Genomic DNA, 20,219 nt, shown 5'->3' on the forward strand with positions numbered 1-20,219 from the left:
TGGGCACCGAAGCCCTATTTCGCGCCGCTCGGCGGTCCCGGGCCTTCGCTTGATGCCGCCGAATTATTCGCAGTGGGCTCACGGCATCCGTTCCTAGACTGGAGGTGTTCACTTCGAACCTAGGGAGCAGACCATGGGCTTTTTCGACAGACTTTTCGGCACGCAGCAGCCAGAGCCGCAGCAACGGCCGCAGTACGCTCCTCAGCCGCGAACCGCACGGACCGATGACGAGATCGCCGTCGAGCGTTACCGCTATCTACTGCGCACCGCGCCGCCCGAGGCGATCGAGCAGGCCCACGAAGAGGCCTTCGCAAAGCTCACTCCAGAGCAGCGCCGCCTGCTCTTCCAGCAGCTCAGTGCGGATGCCGCGCCTGGAGATGCCCCGCGGGGTGACGACGCGCATTCGCTGGCGCAGTCGGCGACCCGCACCGAACTGCGGCAGCCGGGGACCATGGAACGCACCATGACCGGCCCGAGCTTCGGCAGCATGCTCGGCGCTTCCCTGCTCGGCACCGTTGCCGGCTACTTCGTCGCATCGGCCGTCGTCGGGGCGTTCATGCCCGACGCCGGCGGTGAGGGCGGTGACGCCGGTGGGGACTCTGGTGGAGACTCTGGCGGTGACACCGGTGGAGACGCAGGCTCGGATGCCGGCGGCGACTACAGCGCTGGCAGTGACTTCGGCGGCAGCGGGGGCGACTTCGGCGGCGGAGGCTTCGGTGACTTCGGCGGCGGAGGGGACTTCGGCGGCGGCTTCTGACCCAGCACCTGACCCGCGCAGGCGCGGGCGTTTCGGCCTGACGCGGGTGGAAAAACACCCGCGCGGAGCCGATTCACCCGCGCTTCAGCGGTAAGACAGGTCAGTCGAGCAGGAGCGCCGGCTCCTCGATGATCGACGCGACGTCGGCCAGGAACCGGGATGCGACGTCACCGTCGACGACACGGTGGTCGAACGACGCGCCGAGCGTTGTGACGAATCGCGGTCGTACCTCACCGTCGACGACCCACGGCTTCTGCTTGATCGTGCCGAGGGCGACGATGCCGACCTCACCCGGGTTGAGGATCGGCGTGCCGGTGTCCATCCCGAAGACGCCGATGTTGGTGATGGTGATCGTCCCGCCCTGCTGGTCGGACGGCGGCGTCTTGCCGTCGCGCGCCGTGAGGGTGAGCTGCTCGAGTGACTGCGCCAGCTGCAGCAGGGTCATCCCCTGCGCCTCTTTGACATTGGGCACGATCAGGCCACGAGGGGTGGCCGCGGCGACACCGAGGTTGACGTAGTGCCTGACGATGATCTCCTCATCGGTCCAGGTGGCGTTGACCGTGGGGTTCCTGCGCACGGCCCAGATCATCGCCTTGGCCATGATCAGCAGCGGCGACACCTTCACTCCGGCGAAGTCGGTGGAGTTCTTGAGGCGCTTGATGAACTCCATCGTGCGGGTCGCGTCGACGTCGACGAACAGCGACACGTGCGGCGCCTTGAACGCCGACTCGACCATGGCGTTGGCGATCTGCTTGCGGATGCCCTTGACCGGGATCCGCTCTTCGCGATTGTCGCCCCACTCGGGCGTCTCGATGTTGCGGAAGACGCTGGCCTGGCCGGCTTCGCGGACGACGTCGTCGCGGGTGACTTCCCCGCCGATTCCGGTCCCCAGGACGAGCTTGAGGTCGACACCGAGGTCCTTGGCCAGTTTGCGGATCGGCGGCTTCGCGATCACCGGACCGGTGGCCACAGGGGCGGACGTGGTGGATGCCGGGCGGGCCGCGGGTGCGACGGCATCCGCCTGTCCGCGTCGGCGACGCGACGTCACGTGGCCGGCGTTGCCGTATCCGACGAGGACCGCTCCCGGCTTCTCCTCGTCGATGGAGCTGCGGGTGTCCGCGACGGCTTCCTCGGTTTCGCTGGAGACCGCCGATGGGGCGACAGCAGCGGCGGCCGGTGCGCCGGCATCCGCTTCGTCGGCCACGGCGTCGATCGAGATGATCGGCGTTCCGACGTCGACGGTGGTGCCCTCCTGGACGAGGATGGCCGACACGGTGCCCTCGTACGGCGACGGCAGTTCGACGAGTGATTTGGCGGTCTCGATCTCGACGATCACCTGGTTGAGCTCGACGGTGTCGCCCGGCGCTACCTTCCAGGACACCACTTCGGCCTCGGTGAGTCCCTCACCGGCGTCCGGCATCAGGAACTGGAACTCGCTCATGGTTTCTCTCTTTCAGCGTCGAAGACGCTAGTAGGCAAGTGCCCGGTCGACGGCCTCGAGGACGCGGTCCGCGTCGGGGAGGAAGAGCTTTTCGAGTTTCGCAGGAGGGAACGGCACGTCGAAACCCGACACCCGGAGGACGGGGGCTTCGAGCGAGTAGAAGGCGCGCTCTGCGACGGTGGCGGCGATCTCCGAACCGACGGAGACGTTTCCGGATGCCTCCTGTGCGATGACGAGACGGCCGGTCTTGCGCACGCTCTCCAGCAGGGGTCCGTAGTCGATCGGTGAGATCGAACGCAGATCGACGACCTCGAGGCTGATGCCGTCTTCAGCGGCGAGCTCGGCGGCCTGGAGGAGCACGCTGACCATGGCCCCGTGCGCGACAAGGGTGGCGTCGGTTCCCAGCCGGACCACTCGGCTGGCGTGCAGCGGAGCGGCGGAACGGGAGAGGTCGACGTCGCCCTTCGGCCAGTACCGGCTCTTCGGCTCGAAGAACATCACCGGGTCGTCCGACGCGATCGCTTCCTGGATCATCCAGTAGGCGTCGTTCGGGGTCGACGGGCTGACCGAACGGAGGCCGGCCGTGTGGGCGAAGTACGCCTCAGGGCTCTCCTGGTGGTGCTCGACGGCTCCGATGTGTCCGCCGTACGGCACGCGGATGACGACGGGCATCTGCAGTGAACCCTCGTTACGGTTCGCGAGCTTCGCCAGCTGCGAGGTGATCTGGTTGAACCCCGGGTAGATGAACCCGTCGAACTGGATCTCGCACACCGGGCGGTAGCCGCGCATCGCCAGACCGATGGCGGTTCCGATGATGCCGGATTCGGCCAGCGGGGTGTCGAGCACGCGTTTCTCACCGAACTCGGCCTGGAGTCCCTCAGTGATGCGGAAGACGCCGCCGAGCTTACCGATGTCCTCCCCCATGAGCAGGACCTTCGGGTCGTTCGCCATGGCCTGCCGGAGGCCGGCGGTGAGCGCCTTGGCCATCGGCATGGTCTGCAGCGCGCTGTCGATGCTTTCGCTCACGCGGCTCCACCGCCCATCGTGGTCTCGTACCGTTCGAGCCACTGCTTCTGCTCGAGTATCACCGGGTGGTCGTCGGCGTAGACGGAGTCGAACATGAGCCCGATGTCGGGGTCTTCGATCGCGTGGGTGCGGCGGCGGATGTCTGCGGCGTAGTCATGCGCTTCGGTGGCGACGCCGGCGAAGAACGCGTCGGACGCGCCCTGGCCGCGCAGGAACGCTTCGAAGCGGACAATGGGGTCCCTGGCGACCCAGGAGTCGGTGAGCTCCTGCGTGCGGTACTTCGTCGGGTCGTCGCTCGTCGTGTGGGCGCCGATCCGGTAGGTGAGCGCTTCGATGAGCTGAGGTCCGCCGCCGGATCGGGCATCGTCGAGGTGCTTGGCGGTGACGGCGTAACTGGCGAGCACGTCGTTGCCGTCGACCTGGACGCTCGGGATGCCGAATCCGGACCCGCGCTGGACCAGCGGCGTGCGCGACTGCGTGGCCACAGGCACGCTGATCGCCCAGTGATTGTTCTGCAGGAAGAACACCTGCGGCGTCTGGTAGCTGGCCGCGAAGACGAGGGACTCATTGAGGTCGCCCTGGCTGGTGGCACCGTCGCCGAAGTAGACCATCACGGCCTGGTCGGTATCAGGGTTACCCGTTGCGGTGTCGCCGTCGAACGTCACGCCCATCGCGTAGCCGGTGGCATGGAGCGCTTGCGCCGCGATCACGAGCGTGTACGGGCGGAAGTTTCCGTTGGCCGGGTCGGAAATATCCCAGCCGGAGTGCGTGGTTCCGCGCATGACCTCGATGATGCCGAGCAGGTCGACGCCGCGGATCAGGCCGACGGCGTGCTCCCGGTACGAAGGGAAGATGTGGTCGTGGGCGCGGGCGGCCCGACCTGAACCGACCTGTGCGCCTTCCTGGCCGTGGCACGGCGGCCACAGCGCGAGCTGGCCCTGGCGCTGCAGATTCGCGGCTTCGGTGTCGAATGCCCTGGCGATGACCATGTCCCGGTAGAACTGTTCGTGGTCGGCTTCGGTGAGCCGGTCCAGGTAACCGAGGTAGGGCTCGGCCGACGCGGTCGGCGCGATCGTTCCATCGGTGGTGAGGATCTGCACTGCAGGCGCGGGTGATGTGCTCTCAGTTTCCGCCATTGCTCTAACCTAACCGCCTCGCCGGATGCCCGGCTGGTAGAGACTCCACAATTCGCTGCGCGATCGGTAGGAGTTTGTCCACAGACTCGTCCTCCCCGATGCTCACCCGGATGCCTGAGCCGGGGAACGCGCGGGCGACGATACCCGACGCGAGGAGGGTGTCGTTGGCGGCATCCGTCTCAGCACCTGTGGCCAGCCAGACGAAGTTGCCCTGCGCGGCCGGGATCACCCAGCCCTGGCTTTCGAGTGAGGATCGCAACCGGTCACGAAGTGCGCTGAGTCTGGCCACCCGCTCGAGGAGCTGGTCTTCGAGCTGCAGCGACGCCACTGCGGCGACCTGCGCGGGCTGGGTCACGGAGAGTGGGATGGCCGCTGCCCGTGCCGCGTCGAGGAGGGGAACGGGGCCGATCGCCCAGCCGACCCGGAGCCCGGCGAGGCCGTAGGCCTTCGAGAAGGTGCGGAGGACGACGAGGTTCGGGTACCGGCCGACGAGATCGAGGCCGCGGACGGCATCCGGGTCGGTGACGAACTCGGCGTACGCCTCGTCGAGGAGGACGAGAACGTCGGACGGCACCACGGCCATGAACTCGTCGAACGCGGATGCCGTGACGACCGTGGACGTCGGATTGTTCGGTGAGCACACGATGACGACCCGGGTGGTGTCGTCCACGGCTGCGGCGAGGGCGGGCAGGTCGTGAGATCCGTCTGCGCGGTTCGGCACCTGCACACTGGTCGCGCCGGCGACGGTGACGAGGCCGGGGTATGCCTCGAAGGAGCGCCACGGGTAGACGACCGTCGTGCCAGGTCCTGCGGCTGCGGCGATGAACTGACTCAGCAGGGCGACCGACCCCGAACCGACGTGGATCTCGTCACTGGTGACGCCGTGCCTGGCGGCGAGGACCTCACGCAGGGCCAGCGCCGAGGCATCCGGGTAGCGGTTGAAGGCGCCTGCGGCCATCACCGCTTCGAGAACACCGGGCAGCGGCGGGTACGGGTTCTCGTTGCTGGAGAGCTTGAAAGCGTCAGCCCCTGCGGGCTTGCCCTGCCGGTACGGCGGGCTGGCGAGGATTTCCGGGCGGAGCTTGACCGCGGGCGGCGCGGGCTCGTCGGCGTTGGCTGGGGTGAATGTCACCGTCTGAGTCTAGACAGGCGCTATTCCGGGAGGGGAATGCTCGGAACCCGCGACCACAGGCGGCGGGTCGCGGGAGGGCGAAAGGACTGCCATCATTGTGCGATGCTCAGGTTTCTTCTCCGTGTGATCATCAACGCCGTCGCCATCTGGCTGACCACCTTCATCGTCGCCGGGGTGCACGTGACGTCGTATGCAGCGGACGACGTCCTCGCCTCCGTTCTGACCTACCTGCTGATCGGCCTGGTCTTCGCGATCGTCAACGGTGTGGTCGGGACCCTGATCCGTATCGTCGCCTTCCCGCTCTACATCCTCACGCTCGGCCTGATCTCCTTCATCGTGAACGGACTGCTTCTGCTCCTGGTCGAGTGGATCATGTCCTTCTTCGGCTTCGGGCTGCAGACCGACGGCTTCTGGTGGGCCGTGCTCGGCGCACTGGTGATCAGCATCATCAACTGGATCCTCGCGCTCGTGCTGCGGCCCCAGATGAAGGACCGCAGGAACCGGCGCTGAGTCAGCTGCTGTCCCGCTCCGCGCGGTAGAGCGTCGCGGAACCGACCGACGCGCCGGCGCCCAGCCGGGCGAGGGCATCCCGTACCGGCTCGAGCCGTGGATCGTCGGATGCGTCGACGAGCGCGGCCGTCTCTGCGTAGCGCGACATGTGGTGTGCGGCGATCGGAGAAGCGTCTGGCGAAGGCGCGCCGCCGAAGAGGGCACGGGAGACGACCACCCGGTCCCTGCCACCAGCGCCACTCAGCGGTTCGCCGCCCAGCGCAGGGGTGATGTCTTCGGCGTGCTCGACAGCGAGGTGCTCCACGCCGCTCGGCACGGGGATCTGCCCGGTCGGTGCGCCGAACGTGACGAGCGCGTCGGTGTCGTAGGCGCCGGATGCGGCGATCCGCGCAGCCACCAGCCCGCCCTGCGAATGCCCGACGAAAGAGACCTGATCGCCGGGGCGGATGCCCGCTTCGTCCATGGCGTCGAGGGTCGCGGAATAGGCGGCCGCGTCGTCGCCCGCGATGCCGGCGAGGTTGCTGGCCATGTCGAAAGGTTCAGGGCTGCCGTCGGCGATGGCGCTCGTGCCCGCGATGTACACGGCGTACGACGCCTGGCCGGCCTGGCCGTCGAAGCGCTCGATCCTGACCTGCGGCCTGCCTGGACCGCTCGGCGGGATCCGCGCCGCGGCGTCGGCGAGCGAGACGGGAGGGGCGACGGCGGTCGGAGCAGATGGGCTGACGGTCACGGGCTTCGCGATGTATGCGTTGCGGCCGGACAGGATCAGCAAGGCACCGGCCATGCTTCCCAGCCCGACGACACCCGCTCCCCTGTCGCCGAGTAGGTGTGCGAGCGGAGGTGCGACACCTGCAGCACCGAGCGCGAACTCGTCTGCCGAAGACACGATGGTGCGAACGAGGCTCACGAAGGCGGGATCCGCGACCAGCCCGCCATGGTCGACGAGTGCAGCGGCCAGCGGCTCGCCGAGCACAGCGGCGACGCGGCGGCCGTCTGTGTGCTGCGCCACGAGCGCTGTGAGCAGCGCCGACGGTGCGAGCGGAAGGGCGGCTCCGAGAACGAGGTTGTGCGAAACGCCGCCGGCGAGGAACGCACCGATGGCGAACAGCAGGCTGGAGACATCCGCATTGCGCTCCTCCCCTGCGGCGTAGGAGGTGGCAGCAGATTCGACGAGCCACGCCAGGCCTTCGGCGTCGGACGCGGTGTCCTGCAGAACCGCGGACGAACGGGTCAGATCGGACTCGGCGAAGCCGAACGGTGCAGCGTCTCCTGACCACTGCGTGATGCACCGAGCCATGGCCGCCTGGTGCGCCCAGTCCCTGGCACCGGCGGCGAGGGCGGAGAGAGTCGCGGCAGCGAGGAACAGTTCGTCCGTTTCGACGCTCGTGATCGATCCGGACGACACATCGATGACGTCGATCGTGTCGAGCCCGACGGTCATCGCCGGTCCGCCGGTCTGCCCGAGATTTCTTTCTCCCACCCGCCACCGCGCCGTTCCACCGTGGTGTCGGCTCGCAGCAGGTCGCGGGCGCGATCGCACTCAGCGAGCGCCGCCCGCAACGAACCGGCGCTCCTGGCGAATCCGCCGAGGAGGTCGCTCACCCGGACGTCGAATTCGAAGCGCGACGGCGACCGCCACGAGAGCGACGTGATGGACCTCTGCAGCTGTCTCTGGCCGTCGACGACCGCGTCTGAGAGTTCGAGGATCCGGCGGCGCTGCTCATCGAGCAGGTCGAGCGCCCGGGCTCGTGACACGTCGCTCAGGGTGATGCCGGCCATGGCCGTGGACGTCGGGTCGTTCATCGCTCCTTCTCCCCGGAGAGTCGGATGCCGTCGCGGTTGCGGCGCGGTTCCATGGTTGCGTCCCGCTCGCGTCGTCGACCGTCCTGACCCGGTTCTGTGGGCATGCGCGACACCGGAGACCGGTGTGGAGGGCGCGAGGGCGACACGTCCAGGCTCGCGGCGGGCGGGTGATGAGACATGCGATTCTCGCATTCGGGCAGAGTTGCGCGGCCACCAGGTTCGCCGGTCAGGCGCCCTCTCACCCTGATGCCAGCGAGCCTAGCCCTGCGGCCAGGGATGTCACGCCCCAGTCCGAGGGACGCGGATCGCACCGGTCCGAAATACGGCGTTAATGGGGGGCAGCAGAGGGCCGGTGTGCAGTACAGAATGGGGGGATGATTTCCGACCCGGTCCCTACCGAGGTCCAGCCCTTCCGTGTGTGCTTCGTGTGCGCAGGCAACATCTGCAGATCCCCGATGGCAGAGGTTGTGTTCCAGAGCATGGTGCGGCAGGCAGGCCTTACGCAGTATGTCGAAACCCTGTCAGCAGGCACGGGTGACTGGCATGTCGGCGAGCAGGCGGACTCCAGGACGCTCACCGCTCTGGCCCGCAGCGGCTACGACGGCGCCCATCACCGGGCGAAACAGTTCAACCCGGAATGGTTCGACAGGCTCGACCTGATCGTCGCTCTCGACAGCGGTCACGACCGCATCCTGAAGGCGTGGGCGCCCACCGAAACGGACAGGGGCAAGGTGGCCCTTCTCCTCAGTTTCGATCAGCAGCAGAGCCATATGACCGATGTTCCCGACCCCTACTACGCGGGCGATGAGATGTTTGACCGAGTATTGGGCATGATTGAGAGGGCGAGCCGCCAACTCTTTCGGCAGCTCGAACCGGCAATTCGACAGGGAGCCATTCGATGACAGCACTACCCGCCCAGCCACTCAGCCCGCTAGACGGCCGTTACCAGGCCGCCGTCAGCTCTCTCGGCGAGTACCTCAGCGAGGCGGGACTGAACCGGGCACGTGTGCAGGTCGAGGTGGAATGGCTTCTCTACCTCACCTCCCACCGGATGTTCGGATCCTCACCGCTGACCGCCGAGCAGACCGAGTCGCTTCGCGCGCTCTACCTCGACTTCGGCCAGGCCGACATCGACTGGCTCGCCGAGAAGGAGGCGGTCACCCGCCACGATGTGAAAGCCGTCGAATACCTCGTACGCGACCGGCTGGCATCCCTCGGCCTCGACTCGATCGCCGAGCTGACCCACTTCGCCTGCACCAGTGAAGACATCAACAACCTGTCATACGCACTGACGGTGTCAGCCGCCGTGCAGCAGGTGTGGCTGCCGAAGCTGCGCAGCGTCATCGACATCCTCCGCGGCCTCGCGATCGAGCACCGGGCGGATGCCATGCTGGCGCGCACCCACGGACAGCCGGCCACCCCGACCACCATGGGGCGCGAGCTCGCGGTCGTCGCGTGGCGGCTGGAACGCATCGCCCACCAGGTGCACGGCACAGAGGCCCTCGGCAAGTTCTCCGGCGCGACAGGCACGTTCGCCGCTCACGTCGTCGCCGACCCGTCCGCCGACTGGACCGCGATCTCCCGTGAGTTCGTCGAGTCGCTCGGCCTGACCTGGAACCCGCTGACCACCCAGATCGAATCGCACGACTGGCAGGCGGAGCTGTACAACCGGGTGTCCCACGCCAACCGGGTGCTGCACAACCTCGCCACGGACATCTGGACCTACATCTCGATGGGCTACTTCCGTCAGATCCCGCAGGCGGGCGCGACGGGATCGTCGACGATGCCGCACAAGATCAACCCGATCCGGTTCGAGAACGCCGAGGCGAACCTCGAGCTCTCCAGCGCCGTGCTCGACTCCCTTGCGGCCACCCTGGTCACCTCCCGCCTCCAGCGCGACCTCACCGACTCCACCACCCAGCGCAACATCGGTGTCGGGTTCGGCCACTCGCTGCTCGCCCTCGACAACCTGGCCCGCGGACTGGGCGAGATCGACCTGGACCGCGACGCACTGGCATCCGACCTCGACAGCAACTGGGAGATCCTCGGCGAGGCGATCCAGACCGTCATCCGTGCCGAGGTCGTCGCCGGCCGCTCTCAGATCTCCGACCCGTACGCGATGCTCAAGGAACTCACGCGTGGCAAGCGGATCGGCCGCGACGACCTTGTCGCTTTCGTCTCCGGTCTCGACATCGGCGACGAGGCGAAGCAGCGACTGCTCGCGCTCACTCCTGCCGGGTACGTCGGGCTGTCCGACGACCTGGTGAACTACCTGCCCTGATCGACGGTGTCGCGGGGCCTTCCAGCCCCGCGGCCTGCGGCGTACCCTGTGATCGGGAGGCCATCATGAGAACAACGGCTGGGGAACGCATCATCATCCGTGGCCAGACCGTCGGCGCACCCGACCGGCACGGCCTGATCCTCGAGGTGCGTGGAAACGAGGGCGAACCGCCCTACTACGTGCGCTTCGACGACGGCCACGAGAGCCTGGTCTACCCGGGTCCCGACTGCGTCATCGAGCACGCCACCGCGGGCTGAGCGCGGCACGGCGACTCCTGCCGCCCGCCTGGCTCCTTCGGATCCCCTGATTCCTGCGGCTCAGTGCCCGGAGTTCTGCTCGTCGATGTCTTTCTTCTCGAGGTCGCCCGGCTTGACCGAGAGGGCGAACATCGCGATGCCGACGAGGGTGACGATGAACGCGACGCCGAAGCCGATGAGCGCGAACACGATGTCACGGGTCGACATGAGCACGATCAGGCCGGTGAAGATTCCGGCGACCGCTGCGAAGAGGAGCAGTTCGATCGGCTTGAGGATGTCACGCCGGCTCGGCTGCTCAGGACGGGGCTGGGTCATGACTGCGACTCCGTTTCAGCCGTCACGCGGCCGCGTTCATCGGTGCCCCACTTCAGCGAGAACCCGCCGATGACGAGCAGGACGGCGACGATGGCGGCGTAGGCGCCGAAGATCCCGACGGTGACGACGGATGCTGTGAGGCTGCGGTCGACACCGTCAGGCCCGGTGAACTGCTGGTCGAGCCCGGGCGGGACGAGCAGGAAGGCGACGGCGAGGAGCAGGGTGAGCCCGCCGATGGTCATCCAGTCCCTGGCGAGCGGCGAGCGGCCGCGCAGGCGGAAACCGCTGTACAGCTCGAGCGCTCCGGTGAGGAGCGCCCAGACGATCACGATGGCATAGAACGCCGGCAGTCCTGAGGTCGCTGCGAGCGCAAGCGCGACGGCTCCGGCCAGAACCGTGACGACGGCCTGCGCGACGAGGATCCGGCGCGCGACCCGGTCGGATGCCAGCGGACCGTACCCGAGGACGACCTCGACCAGCGCGGTCAGGACGGCGAACCCGCCGAAGACGGAGAGCCCGAGCCACGGTGAGTGGTCGCCGGAGAAGGTGATGACGACGGCGGCAACGGCAGCGACGGCGGCGCGGGCAACGGGAACGAGCCAGTACCGCGAGCGCGAACTCACAGCGCCGCCGGGAGCGGCAGCGACGGGGGTGGCCACGGGTTGCGCCTCTTTCGTTGTGTGCGTCAGGACCTGTCTAGTCTACGTCCCGTAGAACTCGGGCGACTCCGCCCCTGAGCATCGCTCCATTGCCTCGGTGCTGCAACGTCGACATCCGCGGGCTGATCGGGCAGCTCGCTCCGCGAGCGTGTCGAGATCCCTACGCAGGCGCCAGGTCCGCAAAGCGCGAGTAGTGCCCGTGGAAGGCGACGGTCACCGTGCGGGTCGGACCGTTACGGTGCTTGGCCACGATGAGGTCGGCCTCACCCGCACGCGGGTTGTCTTTCTCGTATGCGCTCTCGCGGTGCAGCAGGATGACCATGTCGGCGTCCTGCTCGAGCGAACCGGATTCGCGGAGGTCGCTGATCGCAGGCATCTTGTCTGCGCGCTGCTCCGGTCCACGGTTCAGCTGCGACAGGGCGATGACGGGAACCTTGAGCTCCTTGGCGAGCAGCTTGAGCGCACGGGAGAACTCCGAGACTTCCTGCTGGCGGCTCTCGACGCGCTTGCCTGAGGTCATCAGCTGAAGGTAGTCGATGACGACGAGCTTGAGGCCGACCCGTTGCTTGAGCCGACGGCACTTGGCGCGGATCTCGACGAGGGTCATGTTGGGGCTGTCGTCGATGTAGAGCGGGGCGTCGTTGATGCGTCCGCGCACAGCGGCGAGCTTGTTCCAGTCCCTCTGGTCGACGGTTCCCTTGCGCATGCTCTGCAGCGGAACGGATGCCTCGGCGGAGAGCAGGCGCATCGCGATCTCGCTTCGGCCCATTTCCAGGGAGAAGAAGATCGACGGCTCGTTGTTGCCGATGGAAGCCGCGCGGGCGAAGTCGAGCGCGAGAGTGGACTTACCGAGCGCGGGGCGGGCGGCGACGATGATGAGCTGGCCGCCATGGAAACCGTTGGTGAGGTCGTCCAGTTCGGCGAATCCCGTCGGCGTACCGACCATCTTGCCGTCGGTGCCGTTCGCCGCCTCGATCTCTTCGAAGGCCGTACCGACGGCTTCGTTGAGTGGAACGTAGTCTTCGGCCGTCGTCGACCCGGTGACGCCGTAGATCTCCGCCTGGGCCGTGTTCACGAGGTCGAGGACCTCGCCTTCGCCGGCGTAACCCATCTGGACGATCCGGGTTCCTGCTTCGACCAGTCGGCGGAGCAGGGCGCGCTCGGCGACGATCGACGCGTAGAAGCCGGCATTGGCCGCAGTCGGAACAAGGCTGGTGAGCGTGTGCAGGTAGTCGGCACCGCCGGCGCGGGAGAGCTCGCCGGTCTTGATCAGTTCGTCGGTGACGGCGATGACGTCGGTCGGCTCGCCGTGGGAATACAACGACAGGATGGCGTCGAAGATGATCTCGTGCTTGGGGATGTAGAAGTCGACGCCGCGAACCGACTCGACGACGTCGGCGACGGCATCCTTGGAGAGGAGCATGCCCCCGAGGGCGGACTGCTCGGCGAGCATGTCGTGTGGCGGAGTGCGCTCGGCCCGGTACTCGCCCCGGTTTTCACCGGACGGTGACTGTTCGGACAGACCGAGATGGGCGATCGACACGCATTTCTCCTTCAGCGACTTTCGCCGGCTCGACCGGCTGACGCATGGCCCTCATGCTCAGAATCCAGACCATCACCAACCACCGACACGGTGGGGGAATCAGGCCTTGCGCACCCCGGTGGAAACCTGCGCTGCCTCACACTACGAGCGCGGCATCCCCCGCACAAATGCCCCTGTGGATAACTCTGTGAGTAGATTGCGTGAAACGCCGGGTGCTGTGTGCACAACCTGTGGGCAAACCTGTGGAGAAAAAAGAATTCTTGTCGCAGAAACCATCAGTGATCAGGAAATTACCGGTCGGAGGCCTGTGGGTACAAAACTGTCTAGACTCTGTGTTGAACGTTTCGCCATCCGGGTCATACCTGTGTACAAAAAGCTTGACTCAAGTGCTTCGGGGGGTATAAGAATCGCGAAAACGGGTGTATCTTTCCTCACGTTTTCGCGGCCGGAATCCGACGGCTTAAACACCTGTGGCGACGAGCCGGAGCCCGTCGCCACAGTATGAGAATCGTGCCTACTTGGCAGCGACCACCTGGAGGGTGATGACTGCGCTGAGGTCCTCGCGGAGACGAACGGTCGCCTCGTGCTGGCCGACCGACTTGATCGGTGCGGAGATCTCGATCTTGCGCTTGTCGATCTGTCCGAGACCGGCTGCAGCGACGGCATCCGCCACGTGCACGGTCTTGACCGAACCGAAGAGACGGCCTTCAGCGCCTGCCTTGACGGCGAGCTTGACCTTGGTGCTCTCGAGAGCTGCCTTGAGTGCCTGAGCGTCCTCGAGCGTTGCAAGCTCGCGCGCAGCACGCGCGGCCTTGATCTGCTCGACCTGCTTCTCAGCGCCGCGGCTCCACGCAATGCCGAAGCCCTGCGGGATCAGGTAGTTACGTGCGTAACCGTTCTTGACCTCGATGATGTCACCAGGAGTACCGAGGCCGGTGACCTCGTGGGTGAGGATGAGTTTTGCCATGTCGGTATTCCTTACCTGCCGGAGCCGGCGTAGGGAAGAAGGGCCATCTCGCGTGCGTTCTTGACGGCACGGGCGATCAGGCGCTGCTCCTGGACCGAAACGCCGGTGATGCGACGCGCGCGGATCTTTCCACGCTCGGAGATGAACTTGCGGAGGGTGGGGACATCCTTGTAGTCGATGACCCCAACGCGGATTGCCTTCGCGGGAGCGAGCGGCTTGCCGCCCTTGCCACCGCGGGCAGGCTTGCGGCTTGCGCCGCTAGACTTTCCAGCCATATTGGTTTCCTTAGGTGTATTGCCGGAGCGGGAGCCGAAGCCCCGCCTCAGCGGAGAAGTGTTTAGAAGGGGGTGTCGTCGCCGTAGGAGCCAGGCGTGTTCCAACTGTCGCCGGATCCTGAACCTGACGCCATTGCGCCGCCGGCCGGAGGGGCCGTCGGAGCGCTGGCAGCCCATGGCTCGTCCTGGACGGCTGCGGGGCCGCGGCCGCCGCCTCCACCCGAGGACTGCGCACGGGTGACCTGTGCGGTGGCGTAGCGAAGCGAGGGACCGATCTCGTCAACTTCGAGTTCGATCGAGGTGCGCTTCTCGCCTTCCTTCGTTTCGTACGAACGCTGCTTCAGACGCCCGGTAGCGATGACACGGCTACCCTTGGTGAGCGATCCGGCGACATGCTCGGCGAATTCACGCCAAACGCTCGCGCGCAGGAACAGTGCTTCGCCATCTTTCCACTCGCTCGACGCACGGTCGTAGTTACGCGGGGTGGATGCGATGGTGAAGTTGGCAACCGCCAGTCCGTTCTGCGTGTAACGCAGTTCGGGGTCTGACGTGAGGTTGCCCACCACGGTGATGACGGTCTCGCCGGCCATCGGGACTAAGCGTCCTGCTCGGCGGCGGGCTTGGCGTCGGCAACAGCCTTCGCTTCTGCCGCTGCGGGCTTGGCGTCGACCTTGGCCTTGGTGGCAGCTGCCTTGCGGGCGGCCTTCTCCTCGGCGCGCTTGCCTTCGGACTCGACGAGAGCGATGGCTTCTTCGGCCCGCAGCACCTTGGTGCGCATGACGGCTTCGGACAGCTTCAGCTGACGGTCGAGCTCCTGCGTGGCAGCGCTCGTTGCGGTGAAGTCGACGACGGCGTAGATGCCTTCGGTCTTCTTGTTGATTTCATAAGCCAGGCGACGACGGCCCCAGATGTCAACCTTGTCGATGGTTCCACCATCGTTGCGGATGACATTGAGGAACTTGTCGAGACTGGGAGCAACGGTGCGCTCGTCAATCTCGGGGTCGAGGATAACCATGAGTTCATACTGATGCGTCACTAACCCACCTCCTTCGGACTCGAACGGCTGCAGACGATCTGCAGCAGGAGGGTTCTAGCATCGTTGCACCGGACGGGAACAGAGTGTTCGCATACGGGCAACCTGAGTAGCTTACCGGATGCGCGCCGCTCCTCGCTACCGCGGCCGGCGGCATCCGCCCCGCGGCGTCTGCTCACCCGTTCCGGACGCACTCACCCCGCGTACCTGGTGAGCAGGTCCGGAACGGGTGAGTAGGTGCCGGCGGGGCCCGCCAACTCTAGCCCTCCACAGGCATGGGGACTGCCGACGCGTTCCACCGATCACCCATGCCATCGGTCACGGATGCCCCCTCTCGGCAAGGCTGGACGGCATGAGCATCGACCCCCTGCGTGACCACGAAGCGGTGCACCTTTCCCGTTCGCAATCGCTGGTGGGGGCAGACGGCCGGTCGCTCAGGCGCGAGCATGCCGCGGGGACGATGACAATCATTCGCCGCGGCGTGTACGTGCCGACATCGGTATGGGCCGACCTCCCATCCCTCGATCAATACCTGACGCGGATGCGGGCGGTGCTGGACACCCGAAGAGACGATGCCGTATTCAGCCACGAATCGGCGGCCGCCCTCTGGAATCTGCCGACGATCGGCCCGCGGAAGGACGTCCACGTATTCGCCGCCGACGGCCGAAGACGCAACTCAGCCAACGGCATCATCTGGCATACCGCTCCGCTGCCCGAAAGCGATGTGGTCGAGATTGACGGGGTCCTCGTCACAAGTCGCGTCCGCACCATGCTGGATCTGGCGCGGAGCTCGACGTTCATGTCCGCCGTGACAACTCTCGATGCCGGGCTCGCTCTCGCGGTATCTGAGGAGAACCACGAGGATGCCGCCGAGACTCTGCGCGCTCTCCTCCTGGAACGCCTCGACGAGTTGGGCCGGGCACCGGGCGCAAGCCGGGCACGCCAGGCGGTCGCATTCTCATCACCGCTCGCGGATTCGCCCGGAGAGTCCGTCAGCCGGGTTCAGATGCACCTCTGCCGGTTCCCGCGCCCGATCCTGCAGTTCCCCGTCATCGACAGGAACGGCAGGGTCTGGCATGCCGACTTCGCGTGGCCCCGGTTCCGATTGCTCGGGGAGTTCGACGGCTTCGCCAAGTACACCCGGGGCGAATACACCCGCGGTCGCTCGATCGACGAAGTCGTGTGGGCAGAGAAGAAGCGCGAAGACCTGATGCGCGCGACCGGCAACGGAATGGTTCGGTGGCTCTGGGACGACGCGCTTCGCGCACCACGTCTCACGAGGATCCTGCTCGACGCGGGCCTGCCGCGCTGCTGACGTACTCACCCGTTCCGGACGCATTCACCCCGCGTACCTGGTGAGTAGGTCCGGAACGGGTGAGTAGGTGCCCGGGTGCCGCTCAAGCTAGCCGGCGATCGCCCGGTTCGCCGCGTCCTCGGCCTGCTGGAGCCCCTCCGCGGGGTCGACCTTGCCTGCGAAGATCTGCTGGAAGATGGGGTCGAACTCGGCAAAGCCCTTGTCGTAGCTGGGGCCGGCCGGCGCAGGGATGGACGTCTTGTCGTCGACCACGTCGAAGAACGGCTTCACGTCGACGTCGTTCTTCTTCCAGTAGTCGAAGTAGGACTTCTGCGCGGATTTGAGGGCAGGCACTGCCGCACCTTCCGCGCCGAGGTAGCTGTTGCCCTCTTCCGAGCCGAGCCAGGTGAGCACCTTGCTGATCGCATCCTGCTTGTCGGATGCCGCGTTGCCGGCCACGACGACACCATTGGTCACCGAGACGCGGCCTTCGGGGCCGGCAGGCATGGACGCGACGCCCCAGTCGAAATCGGCGCCGTCCTCGACGTTCTTGAGGTTGTACAGACCGGACTGGAACAGGGCCATCGACCCGTTCAGGAACGCATCACGGCTGAGGTCGCCGTCGGCACTGGTCTCGGCTGCCGCGGGAGCGACCTTCGCCGTGTTGATGCCGTTGACGAGGTATTCGACCGCCTCGACGGTCTTCGGGTCGGAGAACGCGAACTCCTCGCCGTCCTGATATGCGCCGCCGTTCGACCCGATGAAGGGCAGCAGGATCGCCTGGAGGTCGTAAGCGAGGTTCGTCCCGTACTGCACGGGCTTCCCGTCGAAGCCGGATGCCGCGGCCGAGACGCCGGCGGCATCGAGCGTCAGCTGCCTGGCGACGGGCAGGTAGGTGTCCTCGGTCTCGTCCGGTGACCAGACGAGATCGTCGAGCTCGGCCGGATCGATGCCAGCGGCCTCGAGCAGGTCGGCGTTGTAGTAGACGGCGATCCCGGCGTCGTACAACTGCGGGACACCCCAGAGGGTCCCGTCGCGAGTGAACTGCTTCACGACGCTCTCCTCCCACCCTGACCTGGCCTCCTCGCCGAACACCGCGTCGATGTCGACCAGGTTGCCCGAGTCCGCATACGCGCCGAAGTAGGAGTTGTTGACCCAGAACACGTCGTCCATGGTCTTCCCGGCGACGTCGGTGCGCAGCTTCGTCCAGTAATCGGCCCAGTCGACGACGTTGACCTCGACCTCGATGTCGGGGTTCTGGTCCTCGAATTCCTCGAAGGAGTCCTCGTAGGCAGCCGCGACCGTTTCATCCCACAGCCGGAAGCTGACGGTCGTCGTCGACCCCGAGTCGGCGCTCGCTGTTGAACAGCCGGACAGGAGCAGGGCGGATGCCGCGACGATCGTCGCGATTGTGGTGAGTCGCTGAGCCATTCGGGACTTTCTCTCTGCGTGAATCCGTGGATTCGCATACGTCACGGCTTCTGGAGCGTGAGGAACACCAGAAGGAGCGGGACGCGCCAGTAGGGTTTGCAGCTGCGCCACGGGGTTCGGGTGCCGTTGCGCTGCGATTGGAGGCTAGCAGTTGCTGCGCTGATGAGCAGCTGTTTCAGCTCTGCGCAGAATGACCGACTGCGGCCGCGTGCCGCGCTGGATGCGGGCATGCCGGAGCATGCCGGCGTCGGCCTCGCGGCTCAGTCTTCGGAGATGGCGGAGTTGTTGCCCGGTGTCGCGTGCGGGATCTCTTCCTCGGCCTCGTGCTGGGCCGAGGTGATCGGGTTGCCTGGGGTCGTGAAGTCGGCGGCGCCCTCGACGTCGTCCTCGCCCGTCAATGGCACCCCGGTCGTCGCGTGCATTCGCTCTTCTTCGGCGATGTGCTGGGGCGAGTCGATCGGGTCACCGGTCGTCGTGTAGTCCGTGTCGCCGTCGTTCGTGTGGTTCGTCATGTCGGCGACGTTACGCCGCGCAGCATCCGGGCTTCAAGGCCCTTGCGATTCCCGGCGATTCAGGGGTAGGCGAACTGAGCCCTGATCGGCGGATGCCGTGCCCCCGGTATCCGCCGACCATGACTGCCTGTCAGGCGCGTTGCGCCAAGCTGGGGTCGATGACCTCGATCGGGACCGTGTCGAGAAGGTCACGGATGCTCTGGTCGAGGGTCAGCTTCTGTGACACTTCGACGGCACGCGCGAGGTCGGGGCCGCTGAGGGCGACCCAGACCGGAGTCACATGGTGCACGTAACCGATCTGGCGACCGTTGACCACGACGCGCTCCACATCGTTCTTGAGGTGGTCGAGGGAGACCTCGACATCCGTGTCGACTTTGCCTGATTCGAAGTGCACGTGCACGTTCCAGGTGGCGTCAAGCTGCTTCGTACGACGATCGGATGTCTTCATGGTCGTGGTGCCCCTGTTTCTCTGTGCTTCCACCACGGCGACGTGGCTCCCCAGACACCCAAACTAGGGTCAAAAACGTTTTTGCGTCAGGGGGTTGACTCAAAGACGTGAGAATTTAACGCGTTCGTCATGAGCTCGATCCCTGCTCGCCACTCGTCGGACGGCTGCCCGATACTCAGCCGAACGTGGCGTCGAGGGCCGCCGAGAGATCGGCCAGGATGTCGTCGGTGTCCTCGAGCCCGACAGAGAATCGCAGGTGCCCCCAGGTGCGGAACTCCTCCGGGTAGAAGGCGACCCTCGGACCGGCATCCGCCCCGCCCGCCACATGCACGATGAGAGATTCGTCGTGGCCGAGCGACACGGCTGACGTGATGACACGAAGAGCGGAGACGAACCTGTCCTGGGTGGCCGCGTCACCGTCGACGGCGAAGGCGAGCATGCCGCCGAATCCCCCGCCGTCGAACTGGCGGGACGCCGATTCGTGCTGCGGGTGCCCGGGCAGCCCCGGGTAGGCGACGAATGCCACCCGGGGGTCGGCGTCGAGGAACTCCGCGACCTTCTGGGCGGATGCCTGGTGCTGGGCCAGCCGCAACGGAAGGGTCACTGACCCGCGCATGATCAGCCACGCGTTGAACGGAGAGATGACGCCTCCGACGTCGACCATGGCATCCGACTTGATCGGCTGGATGAGCTCACGTCGACCGATGACGGCCCCGCCCATCGCGTCACCATGACCGTTGATGTACTTCGTCAGCGAGTGGACGACGAGGTCGGCGCCGTGGTCGAGCGGTCGGAACAGCGGCGGAGGCGTGAAGGTGGAGTCGACGCTGAGCAGTGCGCCGGCCTCATGAGCGATGGCCGCGACCGCAGCGATGTCGGTGATCTTGGTCGTCGGGTTCCCGATGACCTCGACGTGCACGAGCGCGGTCTCCGGCCGGATTGCCGCGCGCACGGCATCCGGGTCCGCCGCGTCGACGAACGTGGCGGTGATGCCGTACTTCTCGGGGAGGAGTTCGGAGAACAGACGGTAGATGGCCTCGTAGGTGACATCCCCGACGACGACGTGGTCACCGGACTTCAGGAAGGTGAAGAACACGGCGTGCAGCGCGGCGACCCCGCTGGCGAGGGCGACCGCGTCCTCGCCGTGGTCGAGCGCGGCGAGCTTGGCCTGCAACCCGAGCTGGTTGGCGCCGGAGTTACGGGTGTACAGCGGAACGTCGGTTCCCGACCAGCTGATGGTGGAAGCATCCTCGGGTAGTTCGTACGAGTTCGCCATGACGATGGGCGTACGGATCGCGCCGGAACCCGCGTCGATCACGTTGCCGGCGTGTACCGCCTGGCTGGGGAAACCCAGGGTCGACGGGTCGTACTTATCGGGGCGCTTCGAGTTCGTCATGAT

23 protein-coding genes are annotated in these 20,219 nt (G+C 66.5%); 6 read left to right on the forward strand and 17 right to left on the reverse strand.

All coding sequences use genetic code 11. The features are described 5' to 3' along the window. Positions 1–133 precede the first annotated feature (133 nt). Positions 134–757, forward strand: coding sequence for a hypothetical protein (locus AC1M0F_RS12600; protein WP_480238596.1), 624 nt, complete (start codon positions 134–136; stop codon positions 755–757). Positions 758–857: 100 nt separating this feature from the next. Here AC1M0F_RS12600 and AC1M0F_RS12605 read toward each other — a convergent pair whose 3' ends face one another. From AC1M0F_RS12605 to AC1M0F_RS12620, 4 genes are read right to left on the reverse strand one after another with little or no spacing between them, the layout of a single operon-like run. Beyond that, on the reverse strand, positions 858–2,198 hold the full coding sequence (locus tag AC1M0F_RS12605; protein ID WP_480238597.1) for a dihydrolipoamide acetyltransferase family protein: 1,341 nt from the start codon (positions 2,196–2,198) through the stop codon (positions 858–860). Positions 2,199–2,225: 27 nt separating this feature from the next. Beyond that, positions 2,226–3,191 carry an alpha-ketoacid dehydrogenase subunit beta gene (locus AC1M0F_RS12610; RefSeq protein WP_480238951.1) on the reverse strand — a complete coding sequence of 322 codons (966 nt, stop codon included), beginning with the start codon at positions 3,189–3,191 and terminating at the stop codon, positions 2,226–2,228. A gap of 29 nt (positions 3,192–3,220) precedes the next feature. Then, complete coding sequence (locus AC1M0F_RS12615; RefSeq protein WP_480238598.1) at positions 3,221–4,360, reverse strand: thiamine pyrophosphate-dependent dehydrogenase E1 component subunit alpha; 1,140 nt, start codon at positions 4,358–4,360, stop codon at positions 3,221–3,223. A 4-nt stretch (positions 4,361–4,364) separates the two neighbouring features. After that, entirely contained in the window at positions 4,365–5,492 is a 1,128-nt protein-coding gene (locus tag AC1M0F_RS12620) for a histidinol-phosphate transaminase (RefSeq protein WP_480238599.1), read from the reverse strand. A 102-nt stretch (positions 5,493–5,594) separates the two neighbouring features. On the opposite strand from AC1M0F_RS12620, the gene AC1M0F_RS12625 reads away from it, so the two are divergent. After that, the gene (locus AC1M0F_RS12625; RefSeq protein ID WP_480238600.1) at positions 5,595–6,002 is read left to right on the forward strand and encodes a phage holin family protein; all 408 of its coding nucleotides are present in this window, start codon (positions 5,595–5,597) and stop codon (positions 6,000–6,002) included. 1 nt (position 6,003) lies between these two features. Here the strand turns inward: AC1M0F_RS12625 and AC1M0F_RS12630 are convergent, their stop codons facing one another. Then, complete coding sequence (locus AC1M0F_RS12630) at positions 6,004–7,482, reverse strand: alpha/beta fold hydrolase (protein WP_480238601.1); 1,479 nt, start codon at positions 7,480–7,482, stop codon at positions 6,004–6,006. Beyond that, entirely contained in the window at positions 7,440–7,805 is a 366-nt protein-coding gene (locus AC1M0F_RS12635) for a hypothetical protein (RefSeq protein ID WP_480238602.1), read from the reverse strand. The genes AC1M0F_RS12630 and AC1M0F_RS12635 overlap by 43 nt, the downstream gene beginning before the upstream one ends. Positions 7,806–8,179: 374 nt before the next feature. On the opposite strand from AC1M0F_RS12635, the gene AC1M0F_RS12640 reads away from it, so the two are divergent. From AC1M0F_RS12640 to AC1M0F_RS12650, 3 genes are all read left to right on the forward strand, one after another. After that, positions 8,180–8,707: a low molecular weight protein-tyrosine-phosphatase gene (locus tag AC1M0F_RS12640; protein WP_480238603.1), complete on the forward strand. Its 528-nt coding sequence runs from the start codon at positions 8,180–8,182 to the stop codon at positions 8,705–8,707. Beyond that, on the forward strand, positions 8,704–10,086 hold the full coding sequence (purB, locus tag AC1M0F_RS12645; protein WP_480238604.1) for an adenylosuccinate lyase: 1,383 nt from the start codon (positions 8,704–8,706) through the stop codon (positions 10,084–10,086). The genes AC1M0F_RS12640 and purB overlap by 4 nt, the downstream gene beginning before the upstream one ends. Positions 10,087–10,151: 65 nt before the next feature. Beyond that, positions 10,152–10,343: a DUF1918 domain-containing protein gene (locus AC1M0F_RS12650; RefSeq protein ID WP_480238605.1), complete on the forward strand. Its 192-nt coding sequence runs from the start codon at positions 10,152–10,154 to the stop codon at positions 10,341–10,343. 60 nt (positions 10,344–10,403) lie between these two features. Here AC1M0F_RS12650 and AC1M0F_RS12655 read toward each other — a convergent pair whose 3' ends face one another. The 7 genes from AC1M0F_RS12655 to rpsF form a co-directional block, all read right to left on the reverse strand. Next, on the reverse strand, positions 10,404–10,658 hold the full coding sequence (locus AC1M0F_RS12655; protein ID WP_480238606.1) for a hypothetical protein: 255 nt from the start codon (positions 10,656–10,658) through the stop codon (positions 10,404–10,406). Continuing rightward, complete coding sequence (locus tag AC1M0F_RS12660) at positions 10,655–11,317, reverse strand: hypothetical protein (RefSeq protein ID WP_480238607.1); 663 nt, start codon at positions 11,315–11,317, stop codon at positions 10,655–10,657. Before AC1M0F_RS12660 ends, AC1M0F_RS12655 begins: the two co-directional genes overlap by 4 nt. A 160-nt stretch (positions 11,318–11,477) precedes the next feature. Then, positions 11,478–12,860, reverse strand: coding sequence for a replicative DNA helicase (dnaB, locus tag AC1M0F_RS12665; protein ID WP_480238608.1), 1,383 nt, complete (start codon positions 12,858–12,860; stop codon positions 11,478–11,480). 514 nt (positions 12,861–13,374) lie between these two features. Then, positions 13,375–13,827, reverse strand: coding sequence for a 50S ribosomal protein L9 (gene rplI / locus AC1M0F_RS12670; protein WP_480238609.1), 453 nt, complete (start codon positions 13,825–13,827; stop codon positions 13,375–13,377). A gap of 11 nt (positions 13,828–13,838) precedes the next feature. After that, positions 13,839–14,102, reverse strand: a complete 264-nt coding sequence (gene rpsR, locus AC1M0F_RS12675; RefSeq protein ID WP_108392326.1) for a 30S ribosomal protein S18 — start codon at positions 14,100–14,102, stop codon at positions 13,839–13,841. 62 nt (positions 14,103–14,164) lie between these two features. Further along, positions 14,165–14,692 (reverse strand): single-stranded DNA-binding protein, encoded by a 528-nt coding sequence (locus AC1M0F_RS12680; protein ID WP_480238610.1) that lies wholly within the window; start codon positions 14,690–14,692, stop codon positions 14,165–14,167. A 5-nt stretch (positions 14,693–14,697) separates the two neighbouring features. Further along, entirely contained in the window at positions 14,698–15,117 is a 420-nt protein-coding gene (gene rpsF, locus AC1M0F_RS12685; RefSeq protein ID WP_480238611.1) for a 30S ribosomal protein S6, read from the reverse strand. 370 nt (positions 15,118–15,487) lie between these two features. Between rpsF and AC1M0F_RS12690 the strand changes: the two genes are divergently transcribed. Beyond that, entirely contained in the window at positions 15,488–16,450 is a 963-nt protein-coding gene (locus tag AC1M0F_RS12690) for a hypothetical protein (RefSeq protein WP_480238612.1), read from the forward strand. A gap of 87 nt (positions 16,451–16,537) precedes the next feature. Here AC1M0F_RS12690 and AC1M0F_RS12695 read toward each other — a convergent pair whose 3' ends face one another. The 4 genes from AC1M0F_RS12695 to AC1M0F_RS12710 all read right to left on the reverse strand — a co-directional run bounded on the left by AC1M0F_RS12695 (position 16,538) and on the right by AC1M0F_RS12710 (position 20,216). Continuing rightward, positions 16,538–17,860 carry an ABC transporter substrate-binding protein gene (locus AC1M0F_RS12695; RefSeq protein ID WP_480238613.1) on the reverse strand — a complete coding sequence of 441 codons (1,323 nt, stop codon included), beginning with the start codon at positions 17,858–17,860 and terminating at the stop codon, positions 16,538–16,540. 260 nt (positions 17,861–18,120) lie between these two features. Beyond that, entirely contained in the window at positions 18,121–18,372 is a 252-nt protein-coding gene (locus tag AC1M0F_RS12700; RefSeq protein ID WP_480238614.1) for a hypothetical protein, read from the reverse strand. A gap of 130 nt (positions 18,373–18,502) precedes the next feature. Continuing rightward, complete coding sequence (locus AC1M0F_RS12705) at positions 18,503–18,820, reverse strand: hypothetical protein (protein ID WP_480238615.1); 318 nt, start codon at positions 18,818–18,820, stop codon at positions 18,503–18,505. A 175-nt stretch (positions 18,821–18,995) separates the two neighbouring features. After that, a complete protein-coding gene (locus AC1M0F_RS12710; protein WP_480238616.1) occupies positions 18,996–20,216 on the reverse strand; it encodes a trans-sulfuration enzyme family protein in 1,221 nt (406 codons plus the stop codon). Positions 20,217–20,219: the final 3 nt, after the last annotated feature.

The organism is Mycetocola sp. Y719 (assembly GCF_056713205.1).